We start from the raw sequence: 21529 nt of genomic DNA, 5'->3' as shown, positions 1-21529 counted from the left end.
CCTCTCGCAGCACGGCTAAAATCGCCTGGCGTAAAGCCTGGGTTGTTGAGGACCTGCCCTACTTCAACCCCTTGCTTTAAAAAGTATACCTGCACCACCGCGCTCGCCTTTCGGCGGGCCGCCCGAGCCGCAGGCGTGCCTTTGCTAGCGGCGGCATTTGAGAGAACTACATTCACTGTCTCAACAGCTACAGTGCCACTCATTGATGAACCGCAAAATGCCGCCGCGGCATTTGTCGTCAGCTACTCGCTGGCGTCTCTGTAAGGGCGCTTTCGATAGGCTCCGGCACGGGCGTTGGCGGGCTAGTAAATGTCAATGCCCGACCCAATAAGACGACCTCTCTGCGGGATGAGTTGTCAAACGCGAGCCCCACTTCCTCGCGTACCGAGTACTTTTGTCCCACTTTTATCATTCGCAACACCTGTTTTCCCATGCGCTATTTACGTTTTACAGTCCTCCTGCTTCTCTTGCTTCCCGGCCTGGCAGCCAACGCCCAATCGAAGAAAAAAAGCAGCGGCGGGGGCAGCAGCAGCAGCTCGGGCTACAACACCGGCATTGGCCTGCGCGGCGGCGGCTGGTCGTCGGGCCTCACCATCAAGCACTTTTTGGGCAGCGGCAAGGGCGTGGCCATCGAGGGACTGCTCACCACGGAATACAAAGCTCGTGGTGCCCGCCTCACCATTCTGGGCGAAAAGCACATGGGCGTGGCCGACATCAAAGGCCTGCAGTTTTACTACGGCGCGGGCTTCCACGCCGGGTCGTACCAGGGCCGCTACTACTTCGCCGATGAGCGGTACTACTACAACGGCCGCAACGGCGACGTGTACTTCCTGAAAGGCAACAAAGCCGGCTACTACTACGACGAGAACACCTACCTCGCCATCGGCGCCGACCTCATCGCCGGCCTCGAGTACAAGCTGCCCGACCTGCCCTTCGTGGTCGGCGTCGACTACAAGCCCTTCTTCGAGGTGTTCCACGGCTACACCGGCTTCTACAACGACGCTGCCGTGAGCCTGCGCTTCACGTTCTAAAGCCCAGTTAGCTTCAACAAAAAAGCCCCGCCAGTAGCTGACTTGTCCTTACCCAAAACGCTTTGCCTGCCTGCCTGCCTGCTGGCGGCACTTGACCGGTCCGGTCCGACCGCCCTAGGCGGTCCGACCGGTTGTTGGCGGAGCGAAAACGGCGGTCGTTGCTCCGGTCCGACCGCCTAGGGCGGTCGGACCGGAGCAACGACCGCCGTTTTGGGTAAGGACAAGCCAGCTACTGGCGGAGCTTTTTTGTTGAAGCTAATCGTTAGGCAGAAGCTACTCCACCCCTGCCAGAGCCGGCTGGGCTACAGTGCGCCGACGCGCCAGCAGCCGCTTGCGCAGCTTCAGAAACGGCTTTTCCACTGCTTCATTCAGCAGCCACCCGGCGGCCAGCACCGTGCCCAGGCACAGCAGCATCATTGCGTTGCTCTCCAGCCCGACGCCGTGCGCCGAAAACCATTCCTGCGTGAGGTGAATGATGCCCTTGTGGGTAAGGTAAATGGCAAACGACAGCGCCGCCACCTTCGCCGACACGCGGGAGGCGTGGCGGTGCAGCACGCTGCCCGGGCTGATAGCGGCCACCACCAGCAGCCCATACCCCAGGGCCACCAGCGGAAACCCGAAGATGGACGCCGTGAACGCCTGCGGGTCGCGGCACACCCAAAACGCCCCGGCCAGCACCACCGCACCCAGCAGCGCCAGCCCGTTGCCGTGCCGGGCCAACCGGGCCGCCACCTGCGGCCGAAAATGGAACAGCGCCGCAATGGCAATGCCCATCACCAGCCCATCGAGCCGGTTATAGGTGGGGTAATACACGTACTTATACCAGGCCAGCGGCGCCTGCTCGCTGCCAAGCTGCGGCGCAACGGCCCCGTACCAGCTCAGCAGCCGCGCTCCGAACCCCACTACGACCAGCGCGGGCAGAGCGGCCGCCGCCCATTTGCCGGGGCGGCCCGAAGCAAAGGCCAACAGCCCCAGCGGCAGCAATAGGTAGAATTGCTCCTCCACGCACAGCGACCAGGCGTGCGAAAACGTGCCGCCAAGCTGCAAATCCAGCCCAAAATTCTGGGTGAAGGTGAGGAATTTCCACAGGGGCGGCAGGGCCTCGCGCTCCCGAAAAGCCGGTACGCCAAAGTAGAGCGCTACCACCACGAAGTAAGCGGGCAGAATGCGAAACGTGCGCTTGATGAAGTAAGTAGCCAGCGACAACCGGCCCCGCCGCGCCAGTTTCTGAAACAGCTGCGCGGCAATCAGGTAGCCGCTCAGCACGAAGAACAGGTCGACGCCGGTCCAGCCAAACTGCCCCACGGTGGTCAGCCACTCGGGGTGCGCAAAAATGCGGTAGTGAAACAGCAACACCTGGCCAATGGCCAGGGCCCGCAGGTGGTCGAGGCCGGGCAAGCGTGCGCCCGGAGCCGGCAGCTCGTTTGTTGTCATGAGGAAGAGGCAGGGCGAATTCTTGCGCCCAAATGTAATGGGCCACATTACCTCCACGATATAGCTGCAGCGCAGCTCGCGCCTTTCATTTCAGCATTCAGCTACTTGAATACGCTGCTACGCCTACTTTTACGATTCACTTCCCCTTGCTTTTCGCGCTATGAGTAACCTGGTTCAATTCGTTGCCAACTACGACGACCTTTCCACCGACAAAGGCTTCCAGTTCAAGTTTCATTGCGATAAGTGCCGCAACGGCTACATGTCGCGGTTCCAGCCCAACGCCATTGGCATTGCGGGGAGCCTGCTGCAGGCGGCCAGCAGCCTGTTTGGCGGCCTGGGCGGGGCCGAGAACGCCGCGTACCACATTCAGCGGGCCGTGGGCGGCAAGGCCCACGACGAAGCCCTGCAAACCGCCGTGTCCGAGGGCAAGCAGCAGTTCAAGCAGTGCACCCGCTGCGGCCACTGGGTGTGCCCCGATGCGTGCTGGAACCACAGCGCCGGCCTCTGCGAAGACTGCGCCCCCGACGAGCAGGAGGAACTGCGCGCCCAGCAGGCCCAGGCCACCAGCGAGCAAATCCGCACCAAAACCCGCGAGCAGGACTACACCAAAAGCATGGATTTCCTGAACCGCGATGCCCTGCTGCAATGCCAGAGCTGCCAGACCAAGCTGGCCCCCGGCCAGAAGTTCTGCCCCAGCTGCGGCACGCCCGCCACGGCCCAAACCCAGCCGCGCCACTGCACCAGCTGCGGCGAGTCCCTCAAGCCCGAGCAGAAGTTCTGCCCCGGCTGCGGCACCAAGGCAGGGTAGTGAGGAGTAGCAGGAATTTGTTTCGAATAATAAGAACGTCATGCTGAGCGCAGTAGAAGCATCTCGCGTGCTGCCACTAATCCTTTTCTCGCGATTAGATTACGTTGCGCAGTACAGATGCTTTGGCTGCGCTCAGCATGACGTTCTGCTATACTCCCACTCCTGTTCCTTACCCCATGCCTACCGTCAAGCCCATTCTGCGCATTTTTGACCATGCCAAGGCCATTGAGTTCTACATCGACTGGCTGGGCTTTACCCTCGACTGGGAGCACCGGCCCGCCGACGCCCCTGCTTACCTGCAAATCTCGCGGGGCGACATCACGCTGCACCTTTCCGAGCACCACGGCGACTGCTCGCCGGGTGCCCGGGTCTTCATCGATGACTTCCTGTATCTCGAAGCGTTTCATACCCAGCTGCTCGACCGGCCGTACAAGTTCAACCGGCCAGGCCTGGACATTCCTTTTTACGACCCCACGGCGCTGGAGATGACCGTCATCGACCCGTTCAGCAACCGCCTTACCTTTGTGGAGCGGGGCTAGCTGGCCTGGCATTTCGGCCCTGTTGGTAGTACCTTGACAGGCCTTGCTACGTACGCTTTTACATGCTTGATTCTTCTCGCCCGACGCTTCCGGCCGACCTGCCCCCGGCAGCAGACCTGCTGCACGCGGTGCTTAGCACTTCCCAAAACGGCATCATGCTGCTGCGGCCGGTGTACGACGCGGCAGGCACCACCATTATCGACCTGGCCTGGGTGTACCTCAACCCCGCCGCCCAGCAAATGCTGCAGCTGCCGGAGCGTCCCGTCGAGTCTTTCCTGGCGCTGTTTCCGACGGCAGAGGCAGCCGGGGTGTTTGGCTTCTACCGCGATGCCTTTTTGAGCGGCCAGGTAGAAAGCCGCCAGAACAACTACCAGCACGACGGCCTTGACGGCTACTATCTGCTGGTGGCCCGGCGCCAGGACGACGTACTCGTGGTGAACTTTACCGACACCAACGACCGGGCCCGCACCGACATCGAGCAGCAGCTGCGCGCCAGCCAGGCCCGCGAGCTCGAAGCCCGCGCCGAAACCGAGCTGCAGCGTCAGCAACTCGAGCTAATGCTGCACGATGCCCCGGCCATGGTTTGCGTGTTTGATGGCCCGCAGCACGTGTACCAGTTCGTGAACCCGCCTTACCAGGCGCTGGTGGACGACCGGCTCCTCGTGGGCAAGCCCGTGGCCGAAGCCATGCCCGAACTGGTGGGCCAGCCGGTGCTGGACCTGCTCGATGAGGTGTACCAGACCGGCAAAACCTACCGCGCCTCGGAAATGCTGGTACAGCTCGACCACCACAACGATGGCCGCCGCGAGCTCGAAAAACGCTACTACAACTTCATCTATCAGGCCCGACACAACCAGCAGGGGGCTGTAAACGGCATTTTTGTATTTGCGTACGACGTGACGCTGCAGGTGCTGGCCCGCCACGACGTACAGGAGCTGAACGAGGAGCTGGCCGCCATCAACGAAGAGTTGCGGGCCAGCAACGAGGAATTTTTGAACACCAACACGGCACTGGTCGGGTCGGAGCAAGCGTTGTCCAGCCTCAACCAAGAGCTGGAAGAGCGCGTGGCCGCCCGCACGCAGGAGGCCCGTATGGCGCGTGCCGAAGCTGACCAGCAGCGCGCCCAGCTCCAGCGCGTGTTCGAGCAGGCACCCGTTGCCATTTGTGTGTTCCGGGGGCCGGCGTACGTGCTGGAAATTGTGAACCCGCCCATGGCCGACATGCTGGGCCAGCCATTGGTCGAATTGCTGGGTAAGCCTTTTTTCGAGGCAGTTCCGGAAGTGCAGGCCCAGGGCCTGCGGGATGTACTCGACGAGGTGCGGCGCACGGGGGTGCCCTTCGTGGCTCAGGAGCAGCGCATTCACCTGGCCCACCACCAGGCCGACGAGGCAGGGTACTTCAACTTCGTGTACCAGCCGTTGCACAACGAGGAAGGCCAACCAAGCGGCATCATCTGCATCGCGACCGAAGTAACCGAACAAGTGCTGGCCCGCCAAACCACCGAAGCCACTGCCCAGCGCCTGCGCCTGCTCACCGACGCGCTGCCCGTGCTCATTTCCTACATCGACCGCGACGAGCGTTATCAGTTTGTGAACCAGGCCTACCGCCACTGGTTCAACCGCGAGCCCGCAACCATCATCGGCCGGTCGGTGCTGGAAATAGTTGGCGCCGCGGCCTACCCGGGGGTGCGCGACCACGTGGCCCGGACCCTGACCGGCGAGCGGGTGGCGTTTGAGGCCCGGATGCCCTACCGCGAGGACTTTGTGCGCTACATCCACACCGACTACATCCCCGATGTGCAGAACGGCGAAGTGCAGGGCTTCTTCGCCCTCATCACCGACGTGACCGAACAGGCAGAAGCGCGCCAGCGCGTGCAGGAGCTGAACGAGGAGCTGGCCGCCATCAACGAAGAAATGCTGGTGGCCAACGAGGAGCTGCGCGGCACCAACGAACGCCTCAACTACACCAACGTGGACCTGGACACGTTCGTGTACACGGCCTCGCACGACCTGCGCGCGCCAATTGCCAACATCGAAGGCCTGCTGCTGGCCCTGCGCGAGCAGTTGCCGGCGCCCGTGCGCCAGGACTCCGTCGTAACCCACCTGCTGCACCTGATGAGCGGCTCGGTGGCCCGCTTCCAGCGCACGCTCGACCACCTCACCGACGTGAGCAAGCTGCAGCAGGCCCACACCGAGCCCGCCGAAGCCGTGGACCTGGTGGCCCTGGCCGAAGCGGTACGCCTCGACCTGGCCCCCACCCTCGAGGCTGCAGGCGGCCGCTTGGTACTCGACCTGGCCGCCTGCCCCACCGTCCACTTCTCGCCCAAGAACCTGCGCAGCATTCTCTACAACCTGCTCAGCAACGGCATCAAATACCACGCCCAGGGCCGAGCCCCGCTGGTAGTGCTGCGCGCCCACTGCGCCGAAGGCACAGTGCGGCTGGAAGTGCACGACAACGGCCTGGGCCTGAGCGAAGAGCAGCAGAGCAAGCTGTTTGTGATGTTTCGGCGGCTACACACCCACGTCGAGGGCACGGGCGTGGGCCTGTACATGGTGCGGCGCATTGTCGAAAACGCGGGTGGTAGTATTCTGGTAACGAGCCAGCCGGGCATTGGCAGCACCTTCACGGTGCAGCTGCCCGAGCACCTCTAATTCCCCTAAACCTTACGTTCGCATCTGTCGTACGCGGAGCTTATGCAAAAGCTACGCAGTGTGCTGTTGGTCGACGACGACCCGACCAATAACTTTCTGAATCAGCGGCTGCTCAAGCGCCTCAACGTGGCCGACCAGGTGGTAGTGGCCGAAAATGGGCAGGAAGCCCTGGCGCTGCTGCAACCGGTTGGCGAGGCCCCGGCCCCCACCTTCCCGACGCTCATTCTGCTTGATATTCAGATGCCCATCATGAACGGCATCGAATTTCTGCAGGCGTACCAGTTGCTGCCCCTGGCCCAGCGGAGCAAGACGACGGTTATTGTGCTTTCGACTTCGGTTGATGCGCGCGACCTCAGCCGCCTCGACGATTTACCCGCCGCCGGCCGCCTCAACAAGCCCCTGACACCGGAAAAAATTGCCTCCCTGCTAAAGCTGCATTTCGAGCTCCAGCTGCCCAGCTAATTGCTCGTCTGTTTAGAATTGAACTACCTCACCCTGGATGGCGTGATGGAAACCCCGGCTGGACCGGCCCCTATTTCAACGACGAGTTGGGCGAGTTTCAGCAGGAACTGCTGTTCTCCAGCGATGCTCTGCTGCTGGGCCGCGTCACCTACGACAGATTTGCTGCGGCCTGGCCCGGTATGAAGGATGAAACCGGTTTCGCCGCCCGCATGAACGGCATGCCCAAATACGTGGCTTCGCACGCGCTGCAAGCCGCTGAGTGGAACGCCGAAAGCATTGCCGGCGACGTGGCCACCGCCGTAGCCCGCCGGAAACAGGAGCCTGGCCAGAACCTGCTCATCTACGGCAGCGGCCAGCTGGTGGAATACCTGCGCCAGCACGGCCTGATTGACGAATACCGGCTTATGGTGTTCCCCGTAGTGCTGGGCAGTGGCAAGCGCCTGTTTGCCGATGCGCCCACCAATTTCACGCTCAAGTCGTCGCACACCACCAGCGCGGGCGTGCTGGTGCTTACCTACCAACCAGCCAACGCTTAATCCTAATGGACCTGCAACTGGAGCTCATTCCTGTGCCGGTGGCCGATATCGACCGCGCCAAAACTTTTTACGTGCAGCAGGTTGGGTTTCGCCTCGACCACGACGTGCGGCCCAACGATACCGTGCGCGTGGTGCAACTCACGCCGCCGGGCTCGGCCTGCTCCATTGTGCTGGCCGCGGGGCTGGCGGGCATTGCCATGCCGGCGGGTTCGCTGCGCGGCCTGCACCTAGTAGTGGCCGACATTGCCGAGGCGCGCGCCGAGCTGGTCGGCCGGGGGGTGGCAATGGGCGAAATCCAGAACATGGGCGGCATTAAGTACGCCGCGTTCCAGGACCCCGACGGCAATACCTGGACGCTGCAGGAAATTCCCGGACGGAAGTAACGCTTGGTTAAAACGACAGGGCAATGCTCGTTGTCACGTTGCCGTAGCTGCGGTTGTCGGGGTTGTCGGGGTTGTCGAGGCGGGCAAATACGCCCTGCATCCCGTTCAGGTACCGGCCTTCGACCCGAAAAGCGACATTGCTGGTGGGCAAATAATCGAGGTTGACCGAACCACCAGCTACCCGAAAGTCACTGTCGAACGCCTCCGGCATGATGCTGCTGATAATGACGCCGCGCTCGGCGTAATAGTATTCGCCGCGCAGCGTGGTCGAAAACGTATCGGCCAGCTTATACTTGACAAAAACCGACGCCGCGTGCCAGGTGTCGTACTGCTCGCTGCTCACGCCGCGCTGCTTGCCCACGTCGAACACCACCGCCAGATTGGTGCGCTCGGTGGCGGCGTAGGTGAGGTAAAAATCGTGCATATAGCGGCGGCGAACCGGCGAGCCCACGGGCTGCTCGTTGCCGTAGAAAGTGCTGCTATTGATGAGCAGCTTATCCGACGGCTTCCATTGAATTTGGGTGCCGAGGGCTTTGGACTGGTTGGTTTCGCGGATGTTCTGCCAGCCATTCAGCACCAGCCCGGTTAGGGTCAGCTTAGCGCCAACTTCATAAGTGAAACGGGCACCCGATTGGTAGTAAGGTGAATTCTCGGCCATTACGGAGCGGGTCAGCGTCCAGTTGTCCTTCGAAATGGCCGACTCAAACCCGATGTGCGAGCCAAAAATCCCCATGTCGAGCCAGGCCTTGGCAAAGGGGCGGAAGCCAGCGTATGCCTCATACACGTGCCGAAACACGGGGTCTTCGGCGGCGTAGTTGGCGCTTACGTAGCTGCCGGCGTGCAGGCCCACCGCCCCGCGAACCTTGCCATCGTCGTAGCGCACCCCCACCAGGGCCTGGTTGATGGTGAACTCGTTCTGCCGACCGTGCGAGTAGAGAAACCCCTGGCGGTCGTTGTCGTTGGCGTGGTCGAAATCGTAGCCGTAATAGGCATCCACAAAGCCGTAGGTAGTGAGGGGGCTGGCAACCGCCGGCACAACGGCTGCAACGGGGGGCGCCACAGGCGTTGCCGGGCCGGCAGGAGGTGTGGTTTGGGCTAGGGCAACTACTGGCAGCAACGCCAGCAATAGGAAAGAAGGAAATTTCATCGAACAATTAATTTATGCAAAAGAAGCTGTTTTGCAGCCAACGGCTTTAAAGCAAAGCTTAGCTCCAAGGCACAAAAGCGGTTGAAACGCATTGGCAAGGCCTCAATATGCTGCCGTGCAAGGGGTTTGCAACGGGGCAGGTCGCAACTATCAGGGCGGTTCACCGCTTGGCGCATTACGGCTCTTTCATCTATTAGCAGCGTAGAACCCAGGCACAAGCCGAAGGGGGCGCAGGATACGGAAAACCGTACTCTGCGCCCCCTTCGAACTTCTTGTTGGTTGCCCTACTTTTTGGCCATTGGCGCGGCTACTACCAGGGTATTGGCTGGCAGGGGCACCTCGCGCGAGGTTTCAAATTTGCCGCCTTCGGGGTTAGTTTCTTCTACGCGGCGCTGCACCACGCGCAGGTGGCGGGCATCGGGGTGCAGCACGGCTAGGTCCTGGCTAACGCCCGAAGCGGCGTCGTAGCTGCGGAAAGCCAGCATCATGTCGGCTGGGAAGTTGGCGGCTTTGCCTTTAGCGGCGTCTACCATGTCGGGCTTGCCCGTGAACTTGCCCAGGTCAATATCGAGTGGCTGGCTGCCCTGCACCACCAGGTGGGCACTGGTGCGCGGGTGCTTGGGGTCGTCGGGGTTGGGCGTGGACTTGAAGCTGAACGACACTTTCATCGTCTCAGCATTCTTGAGGACCGGGGCAGCCGCGGGTGTAGGGGCAGTAGCGGCGGCATCCGGCGCCGTGGTAGTGGCCGTGGCGGCCGAGTCGGCCGCCGCAGGTGTCGCGGTGGCGGCAGGCACCTCGGCGGTGGGCGTGGAGGTAGCGGGCGGCGTTTGGTTGCAGCCAGCCAGCAGCACGGCGGCACTCAGGGCAAAGTAGGCAAGTTTCATAAACGACGAGTAGTTAAGAATTTCAGGACAGAGTAAGCAACACAAGATTAAGCAAAATTGCGCTATCAGGCTACTGTAACTGCCGGGGCCCGGGTAGCCAGCAAGCCCAGCACCGGCCCGGGCACCAGCACCCAGAATAAGTAGGGCGCCGCCACCCAGCCCTGCACCGCCGCAAACACCTGCAAACTAACTATGGTGAGGGCAAAACCCACGCAGGTAACCAGCGTGAGCGCCGTGCCGGTGGTGCCCGCCGGGGCCCGTTGGGCCACGAGGGTCGAGAACTGCGGCGAGTCGGCTACCACGGCCATGCCCCACACCAGCACTGCCCCCACAAATGCCGGCCGTGGCAACGCCAGCAACCAGGGGCTAAGCAGGCAGCACCCGCCCGAAACGGCCAGCGCGAGCCGCGCCGTGGGCAGGCTGCCCCAGCGCCGGGCCAGGTAGCCGCCCAGCACGCAGGCCGGGGCTCCGGCCGCAATTAGCCCGAATGCCCAGCCCGGACCATACGCCGGTTGGCCGGGGTGTAGGCGCGCGTGAGTAGCCAGCAGCAGTGGCACAAAGGCCCAGAAAGTATATAGCTCCCACATATGGCCGAAGTAGCCCAGCGCTGCTTGCCGAAACAGGCGGTGCCGCAGCACCGTGCGCAGTACCGCCGCATCGAGCCGGGCAGCAGGCCGCCGAAACGGGCCATTGGGCACGCGCGCCCACAGCAGCAACCCGCCTAACAACGCCAGGCCCGAAGTAGCCAGCACCACTGCCCGCCATGCCCAGCCGCCAGCCAATAGCCGCAGCAGGTGAGGAAACGCCGTGCCCAGCACCAAGGCCCCCACCAAATACCCCAAGGCCCGCTCCAGTCCGGTTTCGAAATGGTCGGCGGCTATTTTCATGCCCACCGGGTAGATACCCGCCAGAAAAAGGCCCGTTCCGAAGCGCAGGGCCAGCACCAGCTGCGGAGTTGCGTCTGGCAGCAGCAAACCGGCATTGAGCGCACTGCCCACCACCGCACACAGCACAAACAGCCGGGCCGGGGGCAACAAGTCGGCTACCCGCAGCAGGCTAGCTAGTAGCGTACCCACGATGAACCCCAGCTGCACCGCCGACACGGCTGCGCCCGCCGTGAGGCCGCGCAGGTGCCCTTCGCGCAGCATTTCGGGCAGCACGGCATTGCCGGCAAACCACAGGGAAGTGCACGCAAACTGCGCGAACACGATTATCGGCAGCACCCGCAAAGGGCGCGCCGGGCTTGGGGCGGGATTCAAGGGAAGCGGAGAGGGTGAGAATGCAGCGCCGAAACGCCGGCTCAAACCTACGCTAATTCTGCCGGAGCGAGCCCGCCAGTTCGTCGGCATCGGGCAACAAAAAGCCCCGCCGGAGACCCGCAGGGCTTTTATTCAAAGAGTAACGAACCCGAAACCTACCAGCGGCGGCCATGCCCGCGGCCGTGGCCCCGGCCATAGTACACCGGGCGTGGCGCGTAGTAAACCGGGCGCGGAGCATAATACACGGGGCGCGGAGCGTAATACACCGGGGGCGGCGGTACGGCGTACACCACCGGGGGCCGGGGTGCGTAGTAGCGCGGCCCGTAGTAGGCCCGGGGCGGGTAGCCAAACGAAATGTTGGCCCGAACCTGAGCGGCAGCCGGGCGGGCAAAAGCGCCCGCTAGCAACAACGTTATCAATAAATAAAACGAGCGGGTTTTCATGAGAGAAAGGCTTTAGAAAACGGACGATAAGTCAAATTGCGAACCTAAGACCAGTAACGCTGCGCGAGGTTTAACGCCTACAACAAAGGGGAACCAATCGGAACGAATACCAGCAAAATTTGGACCACGCCACCGCCGTTTTTACAGCGGAATGCGGTAGGTGGCATCAGTCGCGCCGCCAAACAGGCCGTAGCCCTGGCGCACGTTTCCGGCCAGGGGGGCGGGTTCAGCAAAGATGTTACCGTCGCTGTCGTTGTAGCGGCGGCTCGATAGGTAAAAGTTATACGTGTCGGCCGTGAGGCTGCTCACGGTTACCTCAATAAAGGCCGCGCTCGGGCAAGGCCCCTGCGAGTAACAGCCAGTGTTGTAGCGAATGTTGGAAGTGAGCGTCAAGCGCTGGCCGTTGAGGTTGGTATCGGCAAAGGGCTGCAGGCCATAGGCGCCCAAATTGAACTGGCTGCGGGCGCTCGACAGCTGAACCTGTTCGATGTTGGCCGAACTTGATTGGTTGTCGTTGTCGGGCTCAAGCGAGCCATAGGCCAAGGACTTGCCCTGCGCGTCGATCAGGTGAGCGAAGACTAAGTAATAGTTGGCCGCATTGGGGTCGTCGGCTACGGTCACGGTCAACCGGCCATACGAATAGCTTGTGTTGGGGTTCGAACTGCTCCGCGATTGAAACGAGGCGCTTTCGATGTTGGGAGCCGCCGGCAACGTGAGCGTGCTTTCGGCGGTTTCGAGGCCGGGCAACGTGGCCCGCAACGTGTAGGCCTGGCCCACCTGAGGCCGGAACCCCAAAATGGGGCGGTAGTAGCCAGGGTCTCCGCCGTAGCTCGACACGTAGTTGCTAATTACGGGGCGGTAGCGCTCCACCACGCGGCCGCCAGCGTCGCGCAATTCCACTGCTGCGTTGGCCCGTCCCTGCAGCTGCTCGCCTTTAAACACGCTTTGGCTGCTGCTGATGTAGAGCTGCCGCTGCCGGAACAGCTCATCGAACGCCGAGTCCTGCGGGGCCGGCGTGAGCAGGTAGAACAACGATACCCGAGGGGTATGCGGCGGCTCGGGCAAGTCGGTAGCCGATTCGCAGCCCACCAGGGCCAGCACAGCGAAGAGAAAGAGGAGGCTATTTTTCATTAGTGGGAAAATCAAAATCGTTTGTCATCCTGAGCGCAGCGAAGGACCTTATCACGCCTGACCAGTTTGCAGTATTCCACCGGGCACGGACGTGATGACGCGATAAGGTCCTTCGCTGCGCTCAGGATGACAGGGGATTATAGATAAGCATCAAAACCGAAACGTTTTGCTGAACGAAGGCAGAATGGGAAACAGCGACACCTGCCGGTAGCTGGGCGTGGTGCTGCCCGCCGCCCGGCCCAGGTAAATGAAGTAGGGGTTGTGCCGGTTGTAGGCATTGTACACACTGATGCTGTTTACGACTTCACCCCAGCGCTTCTTCTTGGTGTGGCTCAGGTCGAGGTCGAGGCGGTGGTAGGCGGCCATGCGGTAGCTGTTGCGCGGGCCGTAGTCGTCGTACACCGCGTAAGGCCCCAGCTGGTAGCGGCCCTGGGCCAGCGTCACGGCGTTGCCGGTGCCGTACACGAACGTGCCCGAAAGCGTGAGCCGGTTGTTGAACTCGTGGATGACAACCAGCTTGAAATCGTTGCGCCGGTCGTACTTGTAGGGGAACGTCTGGCCCTGGTTCAGCTCGGCGAAGCGGCGGTTGCTCCAAGCCAGGGTGTAGCCAATCCAACCGGTGGTGCGGCCGGTTTTCTTCTGCAGAAACAATTCGGCCCCGTAGGCCCACCCCTGCCCGTTCGTGATTTTGCTCTCGTAGTTGTCGTCGGTTGTCCCGATGAAATCAGCCCCTTCCCGAAACTCAATCAGGTTCTGCATGGGCTTGTAATAGGTTTCCAAGCTCAGCTCGAAGGCCTCGTCGTGGAAGCGCAGGTTGCGGGCCGCGCCCAGGCTGAACTGCTGGGCCTTCTGGGGCAGCGTGCGGGCCGTGCTGGGCACCCACAAGTCGGTGGGCAGGCCAATGCCGCTGTTCGTGAGCAGGTGGATGTACTGCGTGGTGCGGGCGTAGGCGGCCTTGAGGGCCCAGTCCTCCGTGAGCAGGTAGCGGGCCGACACGCGCGGCTCCACGCTGGGGTACAGCTTCTTATCCACCAGAAAGCTGTTCAGGCGCAGCCCGACGTTCACCTTCAGGCGGTCGGTCAGCTTCACATCGTCTTCGGCGTAGAGGCTGGCCTCGTTGGCGCCAATGCGCCGGCCAATTTCCTTGTTATCGTCGGGGTTGCTAGCGCCTTTGGTTTGCGTGGCCCCGGGCCGGAACTGGTGCCGAATGTACTGCCCGCCAAACCGCACGTAGTGGTTGGGGTTGGGCACATAGTCGAAGTCCATCTTCGCGCTCATGTCCTGAATATTGGACAGGTAGTTCAGCGAAAATTTTTCAACCTGGGCTTGGCCGTTGTTGGTGTAACGGTCCTCCTGCGTAATGCCTACGTCGAACTGGTACCGCGTGTAGGTAAGGTGGGTATTGAGAAACAGCCGGTCGTTTACAATGTGGTTCCAGCGCAGCGCGGCGATGCGGTTGCCCCAGCCCAGCGCATTATCCTGCTGGCTGTAGTCGCCGTTGCTACGGGTGCTTTTGTCGTTGGCGTAAAACTCGTCGTAGCCCAGGTAGCCGCTCAGGTACAGGCGGTCGCGCGGGCTCAGCTTCCAGTTCAGCTTGCCGTTCAGGTCGTAGAAGTAGTAGCCGGCAGTGGTTCCCCCTGCCTGCGCTTTGATGATGGGCCGGGCTAGGATGTCGATGTAGGTGCGGCGGGCCGAGAAGATGAACGAGGCCGTGTCCTTCTTAATGGGCCCTTCCACGGTCAGGCGCGAGGCGATGAGGCCGATGGCGCCTTCGCCGTGCAACTTCTCCATGTTGCCCTCCTTCATTGTGATGTCGACCACCGACGACAGCCGCCCGCCGTACCGCGCCGGAAACCCGCCCTTTATCAGCTCCACGTTCTTAATGGCGTCGGCGTTGAACACCGAGAAGAAGCCGAACAGGTGCGAGGCGTTGTAGATGGGCGTGCCGTCGAGCAGCAGCAGGTTCTGGTCGGGCGAGCCACCGCGCACATAGAGGCCGCTGCTGCCTTCGCCGCCGGCCTGCACGCCGGGTAGCAGTTGCAGCGCCTTCAGCACGTCGGTTTCGCCAAACAGGGCGGGCAGCAGCTTTATCTGCTTCACCGGAATGTTGATGGTGCCCATGCGCGTGCTTTCGGCAATTTTCTCCTCGCGACTGCCCACCACTTCCACGCCCGCCAACTCGGCCGACGACGGTTTCAGGCGGAAATCATGGGTGAAGCTGCGGTCGGCTTTGCGGGCCAGCCGCAGCTTCTCGTAGCCCAGCGCCGACACCAAGAGCCGCACCGAATCGGGGCTGGCGGCCAGCGTGAGCGAATAAAAGCCGAACGTGTTGGTACTGGTGCCCTGGCCGCTGGCCGGGTGCACTACTGCCACGCCGGGCAGGCTTTCGCCGGTGGCACCATCGCGCACGTAGCCACTAATGGTAAGTCGACTAGCTTGCTGCGCCTGCGCCGTAGTCGCGCCCAGCAGCACCACGCAGCTCAGCGCGGCCATCCGGAAAAGTGTTTTCATGCAGAGGGAAAGATGGAAAGGAACCGGCCCTCGGTCAGCCAGCGTGCGGCCCCAACGGCTGCAGGGCTGTTTTATTGGCAAAGTGAGGGCTGGGTGAAGAGCAGAATTTAGCCGCCAGGGTTGCTTGGGTTTAGGGATAATTTCCAGGAGTTGCCGAAAAACAGAACGTCATGCCGAGCGGAGCCGAGGCATCTCGCGTGCAGTAGCAATCCAATCGATTGAGTTACTACTTCACGCGAGATGCCTCGGCTCCGCTCGGCATGACGTTCAACTTAGCCCAGAATCAACGGGCCGACGCCTACTTCTTCCGGTAGTTGGCGTTCAGGTACGCCAGCACCGGCGCGGTGATGTCGAGGTTTTTCTCGCCGTAGGCAATGGTACCGCTGGGCGCAGCAATCAGGATAAGCTTGTAGCCGTGGGCTTTGCCGTACGCCTCCACTTTCTTGTTCACGCTTTCGAGCACGCTCTGGGTGAGCTTGCCTTCCTCCTGCTGGGCCTGGGCCTGCAGCATCTGCTGCTGCTGGGCCACCTGCTGCTGCTGTTCCTGCAGTTTCTGCTCGGTAGCTGCGCGCTGCTCGGCGCTCAGGGTCGGGGCCTGCTTCTGGTAGCCTTCCACGTTGGCCTTAAAGCTGGCCAGCATGGCCTGGTTCTGCTTTTCCCAGCCGCGGGCCTTGGCTTCGAACGACTTACGCGCGTCTTTCATGCCTTGGTAGCCATCAAGCATCTTGCCCGACTCCACGTAGGCCAGCTTGCCCGAGAAGTCGCCGGTATTGTCCTGCACTGGCGCAGTAGCCACGGCGGGCGTAGCGGCGGCATCGGCGGTGGCAGTTCCGGTGGCAGCGGCAGCGGGCTCGTTGGAGCTTACTACGGCCGTGCTGCTATCGGTTGCAATGGCCGGGGCCACCGGCTTGTGGTTGAAATGCAGGAAATACAAGCCGGCCACAGCCAGCGCCAGCACAATGTTAATGGTAAGCTGAAGAGGGTTTTTCATTGAAAACAAGAGATGAGGAAAGGACAAAAGTAAGGCAATAGGGAGTGAATTGCGGGCACGCTGCCAGCATTCCTTCAGTAGCAGGGGGCTACTGGCGCGCAGCCCATTCGGCCCCAAGCATTGCGTACTGGTATTCGTCACACCACTCGCCCTTGTACCAACCGTTTTGCCGAAAATGACCTTCCCGCCGCAAGCCAGCACTCTCCAGCAGGGCTACGCAAGGCAGGTTGCGCACATCTGTGAGGGCTACCACGCGGTGCAGTTGTAGCTGCCCGAAACACAAGGCCAGCAATTCGTGCACGGCTTGGCGCGCCAACCCCTGCCCCTGCCAGCGTGTTGCCAGCGTAATACCTATTTCCCCAATGCGTGGCTCGTGCGCGTAAAGGTGCAGGGCGCAGTCGCCCAGCAACTGGTCATCGGCCGCGTCGGCAATGGCCAGCTGTAACCAGCTGCCCGGCGCGGCCGGGACCGCAGCCGTGGCCTGACGGGCAATAAAAGCGGCCGCCTGCGCCTCGGTATACGGGTCGAAGCCCTGAAAACGGGCCACTTTCGGGTCGGCGCGGTAGGCCGCAAAAACGGGCAAATCGGTCGCCCGCAGGTGCCGCAGACGCACTTGGCCATCAGAAACAGGTAGTTGTAAGCTCATCGTATGATATTATTCTGGTACGGCGATGTGCAGCAGGGCATCGCCCTGATTCACCACGGGCATGTGGTTCAGCCCAATCACGTAGCCGCTCACCGGCGATTCCAGCCGTACCGACTGCTGGCCGTAGGGGTCGGCAATAGAGCCATAAATCTGCCCCTTTTCAACGAATTGCCCATTCTCGACGTGCGACCGGAACAAGCCCGCAAACCGTGCCCGCAGCCACGTGTGCCGGCGGCACACAATGCCCGCCCGGGCCGGTGGCGGTGCCTTGGGTCCCATACCTAAGTGGTGGAGCACGCGCATCGTGCCCGCCAGCGCTTCCTCAATGCCGGGCTCATCGAGCCGCAGGCTCTCGCCGGTTTCGTACACGATGATGCGCTTGCCCAGGCTATGGGCTGCTTCCCGCAGCGAACCCACCCGCAGGGCCGCGTGCAGCGTGAACGGGGCCGCGAAGGCCGCCGCCAGCGCATCTACTTCGGGTTCGACGCCCAGCAGGGCGCGCACCTGCGGAAAGTTGGCCCGCGCCGCACCGCCCGTGTGAAAATCGATGCCATAGTCAATCAGGGGCATGATTTCGCGCATGAAGCGGTGGGCCACCCGCCCGGCCAGCGACCCGCGCGGAAACCCCGGAAACGAGCGGTTCACGTCCTTGCCATCGGGCACGTCGCGGCTGAAATTCAGAAACCCGTAGATATTGAGAATGGGAATGGCGATGACTGAGCCCCGCAGCGGCATCAGCAGCTCGCGCCGCACCAGCCGCCGGATGGTCTCGATGCCGTTCACCTCGTCGCCGTGCATGCCGCCCATCAGCAGCAGCGTAGGGCCGGGCTCTAAGGAGCGCAGCACATGTACCGGCACGTCAATCACCGTGCCCGACGGCAGCTTCGAAATCACCAGCCGCGTGAGTACCTGCTCGCCGGGCTGAATGGTGAGGCCGTTGAGGTGGAACGGAGCGGCGGAGTTGGGCATGAGGAGAACCAGTAACGAGAAGGTCTACACAAGTGATAACCTAAACAATTAAGAACGTCACGCAAGGCCGTCATGCCGAGCGTAGCCGAGGCATCTCGCTTGGGATAGTAAACCAATCGCCAGAAAAAGAATTAGCGGTGGCACGCGAGATGCCTCGGCTGCGCTCGGCATGACGTGCTTTTTGGCGTACGAGCGCACCAACTGCTACTTCCCGCCCGGCACATCCGATTGCGCGTCCACGCCCTGCGCTTCGCCTTTTTTCGGTTTCGCCTTGGTCTTTTTCTTGCTAGCGAGGGCGGCAGTGTATTCGATGATGCGGCCGGCAATGTCCTGCCCAGTGGCTTTCTCAATGCCCTCGAGGCCGGGCGAGGAGTTCACTTCGAGCACCAGCGGGCCGCGCTTGCTCTGCAGCATGTCCACACCGGCAATGCCCAGGCCGAGGGCCTTGGTGGCGAGCAGGGCAGCCGCCTTTTCGGTCCGCGTGAGCTTCACGAGGGTACCCGAGCCGCCACGGTGCAGGTTCGAGCGGAACTCGCCCTCTTTGCCCTGGCGCTTCATGGCCCCTACCACTTCACCGTCAACCACAAAGGCGCGCAAATCGGCCCCTTTGCTTTCGGCGATAAATTCCTGCACGATGATGCGGGCCTTGAGGTTGTGAAAGGCTTCAATCACCGATTGCGCAGCTTTGGCCGACTCGGCGAGCACCACGCCCAGGCCCTGGGTGCCTTCGAGCAGCTTGATGATGACGGGGGCGCCGCCCACCTGCTCAATCATGGCCGGCACGTCGGCCGAGAAATTGGTGAAGGCCGTTTTGGGCATGCCCACGCCAGCACGGCTCAAAATCTGCATCGAGCGGAGCTTGTCGCGCGAGCGCACAATGGCTTGGCTATCGATGGCGGTGCGCACCTTCATCATCTCGAACTGCCGCACCACGGCCGTGCCGTAAAACGTAACCGAGGCCCCAATGCGCGGAATAATGGCGTCGATGCCTTCCAGCTTTTTGCCTTTGTAGATGATGCCAGGCTTGCCCTTTTCGAGCACTAGGTTGCATTGCAAGTGGTCGACTACCAGGGCCTCGTGGCCGGCGGCCACGGCGGCCGCCACCAGCCGCTGGGTCGAGTAGGAATTCGGCTCGCGCGAGAGAATGGCCAGTTTCACGGGAAGGCGGCGGTTTGGTGAGGGTGAGAAAGGAAGTGTGTTTTCAGGACGCAAATACGGCACAAATCAGCTCAGGAGCGGGCGCGGCGGGCAGCGGCGCGGGCTTGCGCCTTGTAGGAAAGGTTGCGCCGGGCCACATCAACCACAAAGCGGCCCTGCCGCAACAGGCTGCGGCCCAGCAAGACGGGGTACTTCATGTCGGAACGGTCGGAGAGCGAAAACTCGGCCTCGAAATGCTTACCGTAGAGCTGCACTACGGCCTGAATAACGTAGCGCTCCTGTACCTCGCCGTTGCTGGAGCGAATGTCGCGCAGCACGAAATCGGGAAAGGCGAGGGGCCGGCCGTCGGCGCCATCGTGGCCGGGGTCGAGCAAGTTCACCAGCAGCACGGGCCGCCCGTGGGCGTCGGGTTCGAGGCGAATGTTGGTACAATGGATGGCACTGGTATAGGCCCCGGTGTCGACTTTGGCCTCGATGCCGCCCAGCGCGAAAGCCGGAAAATCAATCAGCTCGCGGCGGCCGAGCAGGCGCTTGGGGGGGCGGTTCATGCGGTGAATATAGGCGGCGGCACCGATGCGGCCCCAATGTTGCGCATTTCCGGCTCAGCCCGCTGAAACAAACCGGCCGAGTCCGTCGGGCCTACGAGAAATCTCGTAAGTCCTTCAGCCTCGGCCGGAGCAGAAAAAAGAAAGTGGAAGAGGAAGGGTGTTTAGGGTAATGAAAGTGCTGGTGCAGAGCTCTGCAACGCTTAGCGGTAGCGGTCGAGCGGGTCGGCCTGTTCGCGGGCCAGGCGGTCGTACTCGCGCTGGGCGCGCTGCTCGTAGCTGAAGCCGCCGTAGGCCGCAATGCCGCGCTTAATCAGCCCCAGGCCCCAGAAGAAGGTTATCCACAGCGGCCAGGGAATTTCGGAGTGGAAAGACCGGCCATAGTGGTGCGGCTCGGCAAACGCCCAGATAACCCACAGCGTCGCGTTCACAAACAAAAACGACAGCAGGTTCGCTTGAAATTTGGCGCGGGCTTTGGCCGTTTGCCACAGGTAGGGGTCGCGTTGCAGGGGTTCCATGAGCTTGGGGATGAGGATGATTGGTTTGATGATTTAAAGGTAGCCAAGCGCCGAACTCGCCCGCAAGCGGCAGTTGCCGAACGGTTGGAAACGGCTTCCCAAGCGTCGAAAGCAGGGGCTGAACTGTGGACCTCCGTTTCGGAATCAGCACCAAGTGCCGCTGCCGAAGCGTAATGCATACATCGCTACCTTTCGATTTCCATTACACCCTACCTGCTCATGTTGGCTTCTTTTCTTTCAACCCGCATTCAGCTTGTGCAGGGCGACATCACCCGCCAGCCAGTTTCGGCCATCGTGAATGCGGCCAATTCCAGCCTGCTCGGGGGCGGTGGGGTCGATGGCGCTATTCACCGCGCGGGCGGTCCGGCTGTCTTGGAGGCGTGCCGCGCCATCCGGGCGCGGCAGGGCGGCTGCAAAACCGGCGAGGCGGTCATCACCACCGGCGGGCGGCTGCCGGCCGGGCACGTCATCCACACCGTGGGGCCGGTCTGGAACGGCGGCCACAAGGGCGAACCCGCGCTACTGGCCAGTTGCTACCGCAACAGCCTGCGCCTGGCCGAAGAGAACCAGCTCGCCAGCGTGGCCTTCCCCGGCATCAGTACCGGCATCTATGGCTACCCGAAAAAAGAAGCTGCTGCGGTGGCTGTGCGCGAAGTGCAGCAGTGGCTGGCAGCACACGAGTGGCCGCAAACGGTGGTGTTCGTGGCGTTTGACGAGGAGAACCGGCAGCTATATGAGCAGCAGCTTACCCCAGCCTAGCCCATCAATGGCTACTTCGTCGGGTCGGCAACTGGCGTTTGGTGCTGATTATACATTTGCACCAGCATCTTCATATCGTCGTAGCCTACGCTTCTACTGGCTAACGCTTCCACTACTACCGGGTCGTCGTGGAAATAAGCGGCCATCTGTTTTGTGAAGCCTCCATGGACGACTTCGACCAGCTGCCCCTGCCGCCGAATGTACCACTGGCACTTCACCGATGCCTGCGGCGCTGCCTGAAAGCCCAACGGGCCACCCGTATTCGGCTGAACCTGCGTGTAGCTGAATAGCTCAACCGGTCCATCCAACACCCGAACGGCCAACTGATGCCGGCGCCGGCCTTTCACCACCATGTGCTCCAGATACTGACCAGTTGCGTGGGCGCGAATCATCTGCACATTATCTACGCTGATGAGAAGCGGCTGGGCGCCTGGGCTATCAATATCCTCCTCCCGTCTGAATACGGGCACTACCGAGCCAAAACCCAGCGAGCTGAGGGGAATGTAGACAAGGCTTTTTTCACCACCTGCCGTTGTCAATTCAGCCTGACCAAAGCCCAATGTCTGTTTAAAATTTATGGTCTCTCCGGATGCGGAGGAAGGCATGGCGGGGCCTTGAGCCCATCCGATAGTGGCGAAGCCTACAGAGGCTATCAGGAGCAAGCAGGTTTTCATTGGTAGATGCAGAGTTCCGCCAAAGTTAGATGGCCGGCAGCATTTGCTGG

At 61.9% G+C, this 21529-nt stretch carries 22 protein-coding genes; 8 read left to right on the top strand and 14 right to left on the bottom strand.

The window, feature by feature from the left end:
- Positions 1-431 precede the first annotated feature (431 nt).
- Positions 432-1031 carry a hypothetical protein gene (locus tag ABD837_RS14535; protein WP_345055861.1) on the top strand — a complete coding sequence of 200 codons (600 nt, stop codon included), beginning with the start codon at positions 432-434 and terminating at the stop codon, positions 1029-1031.
- A gap of 273 nt (positions 1032-1304) precedes the next feature.
- Here the strand turns inward: ABD837_RS14535 and ABD837_RS14530 are convergent, their stop codons facing one another.
- Positions 1305-2465: an acyltransferase family protein gene (locus ABD837_RS14530; RefSeq protein ID WP_345055859.1), complete on the bottom strand. Its 1161-nt coding sequence runs from the start codon at positions 2463-2465 to the stop codon at positions 1305-1307.
- A gap of 160 nt (positions 2466-2625) precedes the next feature.
- Between ABD837_RS14530 and ABD837_RS14525 the strand changes: the two genes are divergently transcribed.
- The 6 genes from ABD837_RS14525 (at position 2626) to ABD837_RS14500 (ending at position 7844) form a co-directional block, all read left to right on the top strand.
- The gene (locus ABD837_RS14525) at positions 2626-3273 is read left to right on the top strand and encodes a zinc ribbon domain-containing protein (RefSeq protein WP_345055857.1); all 648 of its coding nucleotides are present in this window, start codon (positions 2626-2628) and stop codon (positions 3271-3273) included.
- Positions 3274-3449: 176 nt separating this feature from the next.
- On the top strand, positions 3450-3812 hold the full coding sequence (locus ABD837_RS14520) for a glyoxalase superfamily protein (protein ID WP_345055855.1): 363 nt from the start codon (positions 3450-3452) through the stop codon (positions 3810-3812).
- Between the two features lie 62 nt (positions 3813-3874).
- A complete protein-coding gene (locus tag ABD837_RS14515; RefSeq protein ID WP_345055853.1) occupies positions 3875-6463 on the top strand; it encodes a PAS domain-containing sensor histidine kinase in 2589 nt (862 codons plus the stop codon).
- A gap of 42 nt (positions 6464-6505) precedes the next feature.
- A complete protein-coding gene (locus ABD837_RS14510; RefSeq protein ID WP_345055850.1) occupies positions 6506-6925 on the top strand; it encodes a response regulator in 420 nt (139 codons plus the stop codon).
- An 86-nt stretch (positions 6926-7011) separates the two neighbouring features.
- The gene (locus tag ABD837_RS14505) at positions 7012-7461 is read left to right on the top strand and encodes a dihydrofolate reductase family protein (protein WP_345055848.1); all 450 of its coding nucleotides are present in this window, start codon (positions 7012-7014) and stop codon (positions 7459-7461) included.
- Between the two features lie 5 nt (positions 7462-7466).
- Positions 7467-7844, top strand: a complete 378-nt coding sequence (locus ABD837_RS14500; RefSeq protein ID WP_345055846.1) for a VOC family protein — start codon at positions 7467-7469, stop codon at positions 7842-7844.
- Positions 7845-7851: 7 nt separating this feature from the next.
- Here the strand turns inward: ABD837_RS14500 and ABD837_RS14495 are convergent, their stop codons facing one another.
- From ABD837_RS14495 to ABD837_RS14440, 12 genes are all read right to left on the bottom strand, one after another.
- The gene (locus ABD837_RS14495) at positions 7852-8991 is read right to left on the bottom strand and encodes a porin (RefSeq protein ID WP_345055844.1); all 1140 of its coding nucleotides are present in this window, start codon (positions 8989-8991) and stop codon (positions 7852-7854) included.
- 284 nt (positions 8992-9275) lie between these two features.
- Complete coding sequence (locus tag ABD837_RS14490) at positions 9276-9875, bottom strand: hypothetical protein (protein WP_345055842.1); 600 nt, start codon at positions 9873-9875, stop codon at positions 9276-9278.
- Between the two features lie 65 nt (positions 9876-9940).
- Positions 9941-11134 carry an MFS transporter gene (locus ABD837_RS14485; protein ID WP_345055840.1) on the bottom strand — a complete coding sequence of 398 codons (1194 nt, stop codon included), beginning with the start codon at positions 11132-11134 and terminating at the stop codon, positions 9941-9943.
- Positions 11135-11289: 155 nt separating this feature from the next.
- Positions 11290-11577, bottom strand: coding sequence for a hypothetical protein (locus tag ABD837_RS14480; protein WP_345055838.1), 288 nt, complete (start codon positions 11575-11577; stop codon positions 11290-11292).
- Positions 11578-11718: 141 nt separating this feature from the next.
- Entirely contained in the window at positions 11719-12708 is a 990-nt protein-coding gene (locus ABD837_RS14475; protein ID WP_345055836.1) for a DUF4249 domain-containing protein, read from the bottom strand.
- Positions 12709-12858: 150 nt separating this feature from the next.
- Positions 12859-15219 carry a TonB-dependent receptor gene (locus ABD837_RS14470; RefSeq protein WP_345055834.1) on the bottom strand — a complete coding sequence of 787 codons (2361 nt, stop codon included), beginning with the start codon at positions 15217-15219 and terminating at the stop codon, positions 12859-12861.
- A 298-nt stretch (positions 15220-15517) separates the two neighbouring features.
- A complete protein-coding gene (locus ABD837_RS14465; RefSeq protein WP_345055832.1) occupies positions 15518-16210 on the bottom strand; it encodes an OmpH/Skp family outer membrane protein in 693 nt (230 codons plus the stop codon).
- 88 nt (positions 16211-16298) lie between these two features.
- Positions 16299-16856, bottom strand: coding sequence for a GNAT family N-acetyltransferase (locus tag ABD837_RS14460; RefSeq protein ID WP_345055830.1), 558 nt, complete (start codon positions 16854-16856; stop codon positions 16299-16301).
- A 9-nt stretch (positions 16857-16865) separates the two neighbouring features.
- A complete protein-coding gene (locus tag ABD837_RS14455; protein ID WP_345055828.1) occupies positions 16866-17825 on the bottom strand; it encodes a succinylglutamate desuccinylase/aspartoacylase family protein in 960 nt (319 codons plus the stop codon).
- Positions 17826-18029: 204 nt separating this feature from the next.
- Positions 18030-18983, bottom strand: a complete 954-nt coding sequence (gene rimK, locus ABD837_RS14450) for a 30S ribosomal protein S6--L-glutamate ligase (RefSeq protein WP_345055826.1) — start codon at positions 18981-18983, stop codon at positions 18030-18032.
- 71 nt (positions 18984-19054) lie between these two features.
- Positions 19055-19531 carry an ATP-dependent zinc protease family protein gene (locus tag ABD837_RS14445; protein WP_345055824.1) on the bottom strand — a complete coding sequence of 159 codons (477 nt, stop codon included), beginning with the start codon at positions 19529-19531 and terminating at the stop codon, positions 19055-19057.
- A 200-nt stretch (positions 19532-19731) separates the two neighbouring features.
- On the bottom strand, positions 19732-20046 hold the full coding sequence (locus ABD837_RS14440; RefSeq protein ID WP_345055822.1) for a 2TM domain-containing protein: 315 nt from the start codon (positions 20044-20046) through the stop codon (positions 19732-19734).
- A 219-nt stretch (positions 20047-20265) separates the two neighbouring features.
- On the opposite strand from ABD837_RS14440, the gene ABD837_RS14435 reads away from it, so the two are divergent.
- Positions 20266-20805, top strand: a complete 540-nt coding sequence (locus tag ABD837_RS14435; RefSeq protein WP_345055820.1) for an O-acetyl-ADP-ribose deacetylase — start codon at positions 20266-20268, stop codon at positions 20803-20805.
- A gap of 11 nt (positions 20806-20816) precedes the next feature.
- Here ABD837_RS14435 and ABD837_RS14430 read toward each other — a convergent pair whose 3' ends face one another.
- Positions 20817-21479, bottom strand: a complete 663-nt coding sequence (locus tag ABD837_RS14430; RefSeq protein ID WP_345055818.1) for a hypothetical protein — start codon at positions 21477-21479, stop codon at positions 20817-20819.
- Between the last annotated feature and the right edge of the window lie 50 nt (positions 21480-21529).

The organism is Hymenobacter glaciei (assembly GCF_039539585.1).
Classification (GTDB): domain Bacteria; phylum Bacteroidota; class Bacteroidia; order Cytophagales; family Hymenobacteraceae; genus Hymenobacter; species Hymenobacter glaciei.
The sequence above is the reverse complement of the archived record's forward strand: the minus strand, read 5'-3'. Positions and strand labels throughout refer to the sequence as shown.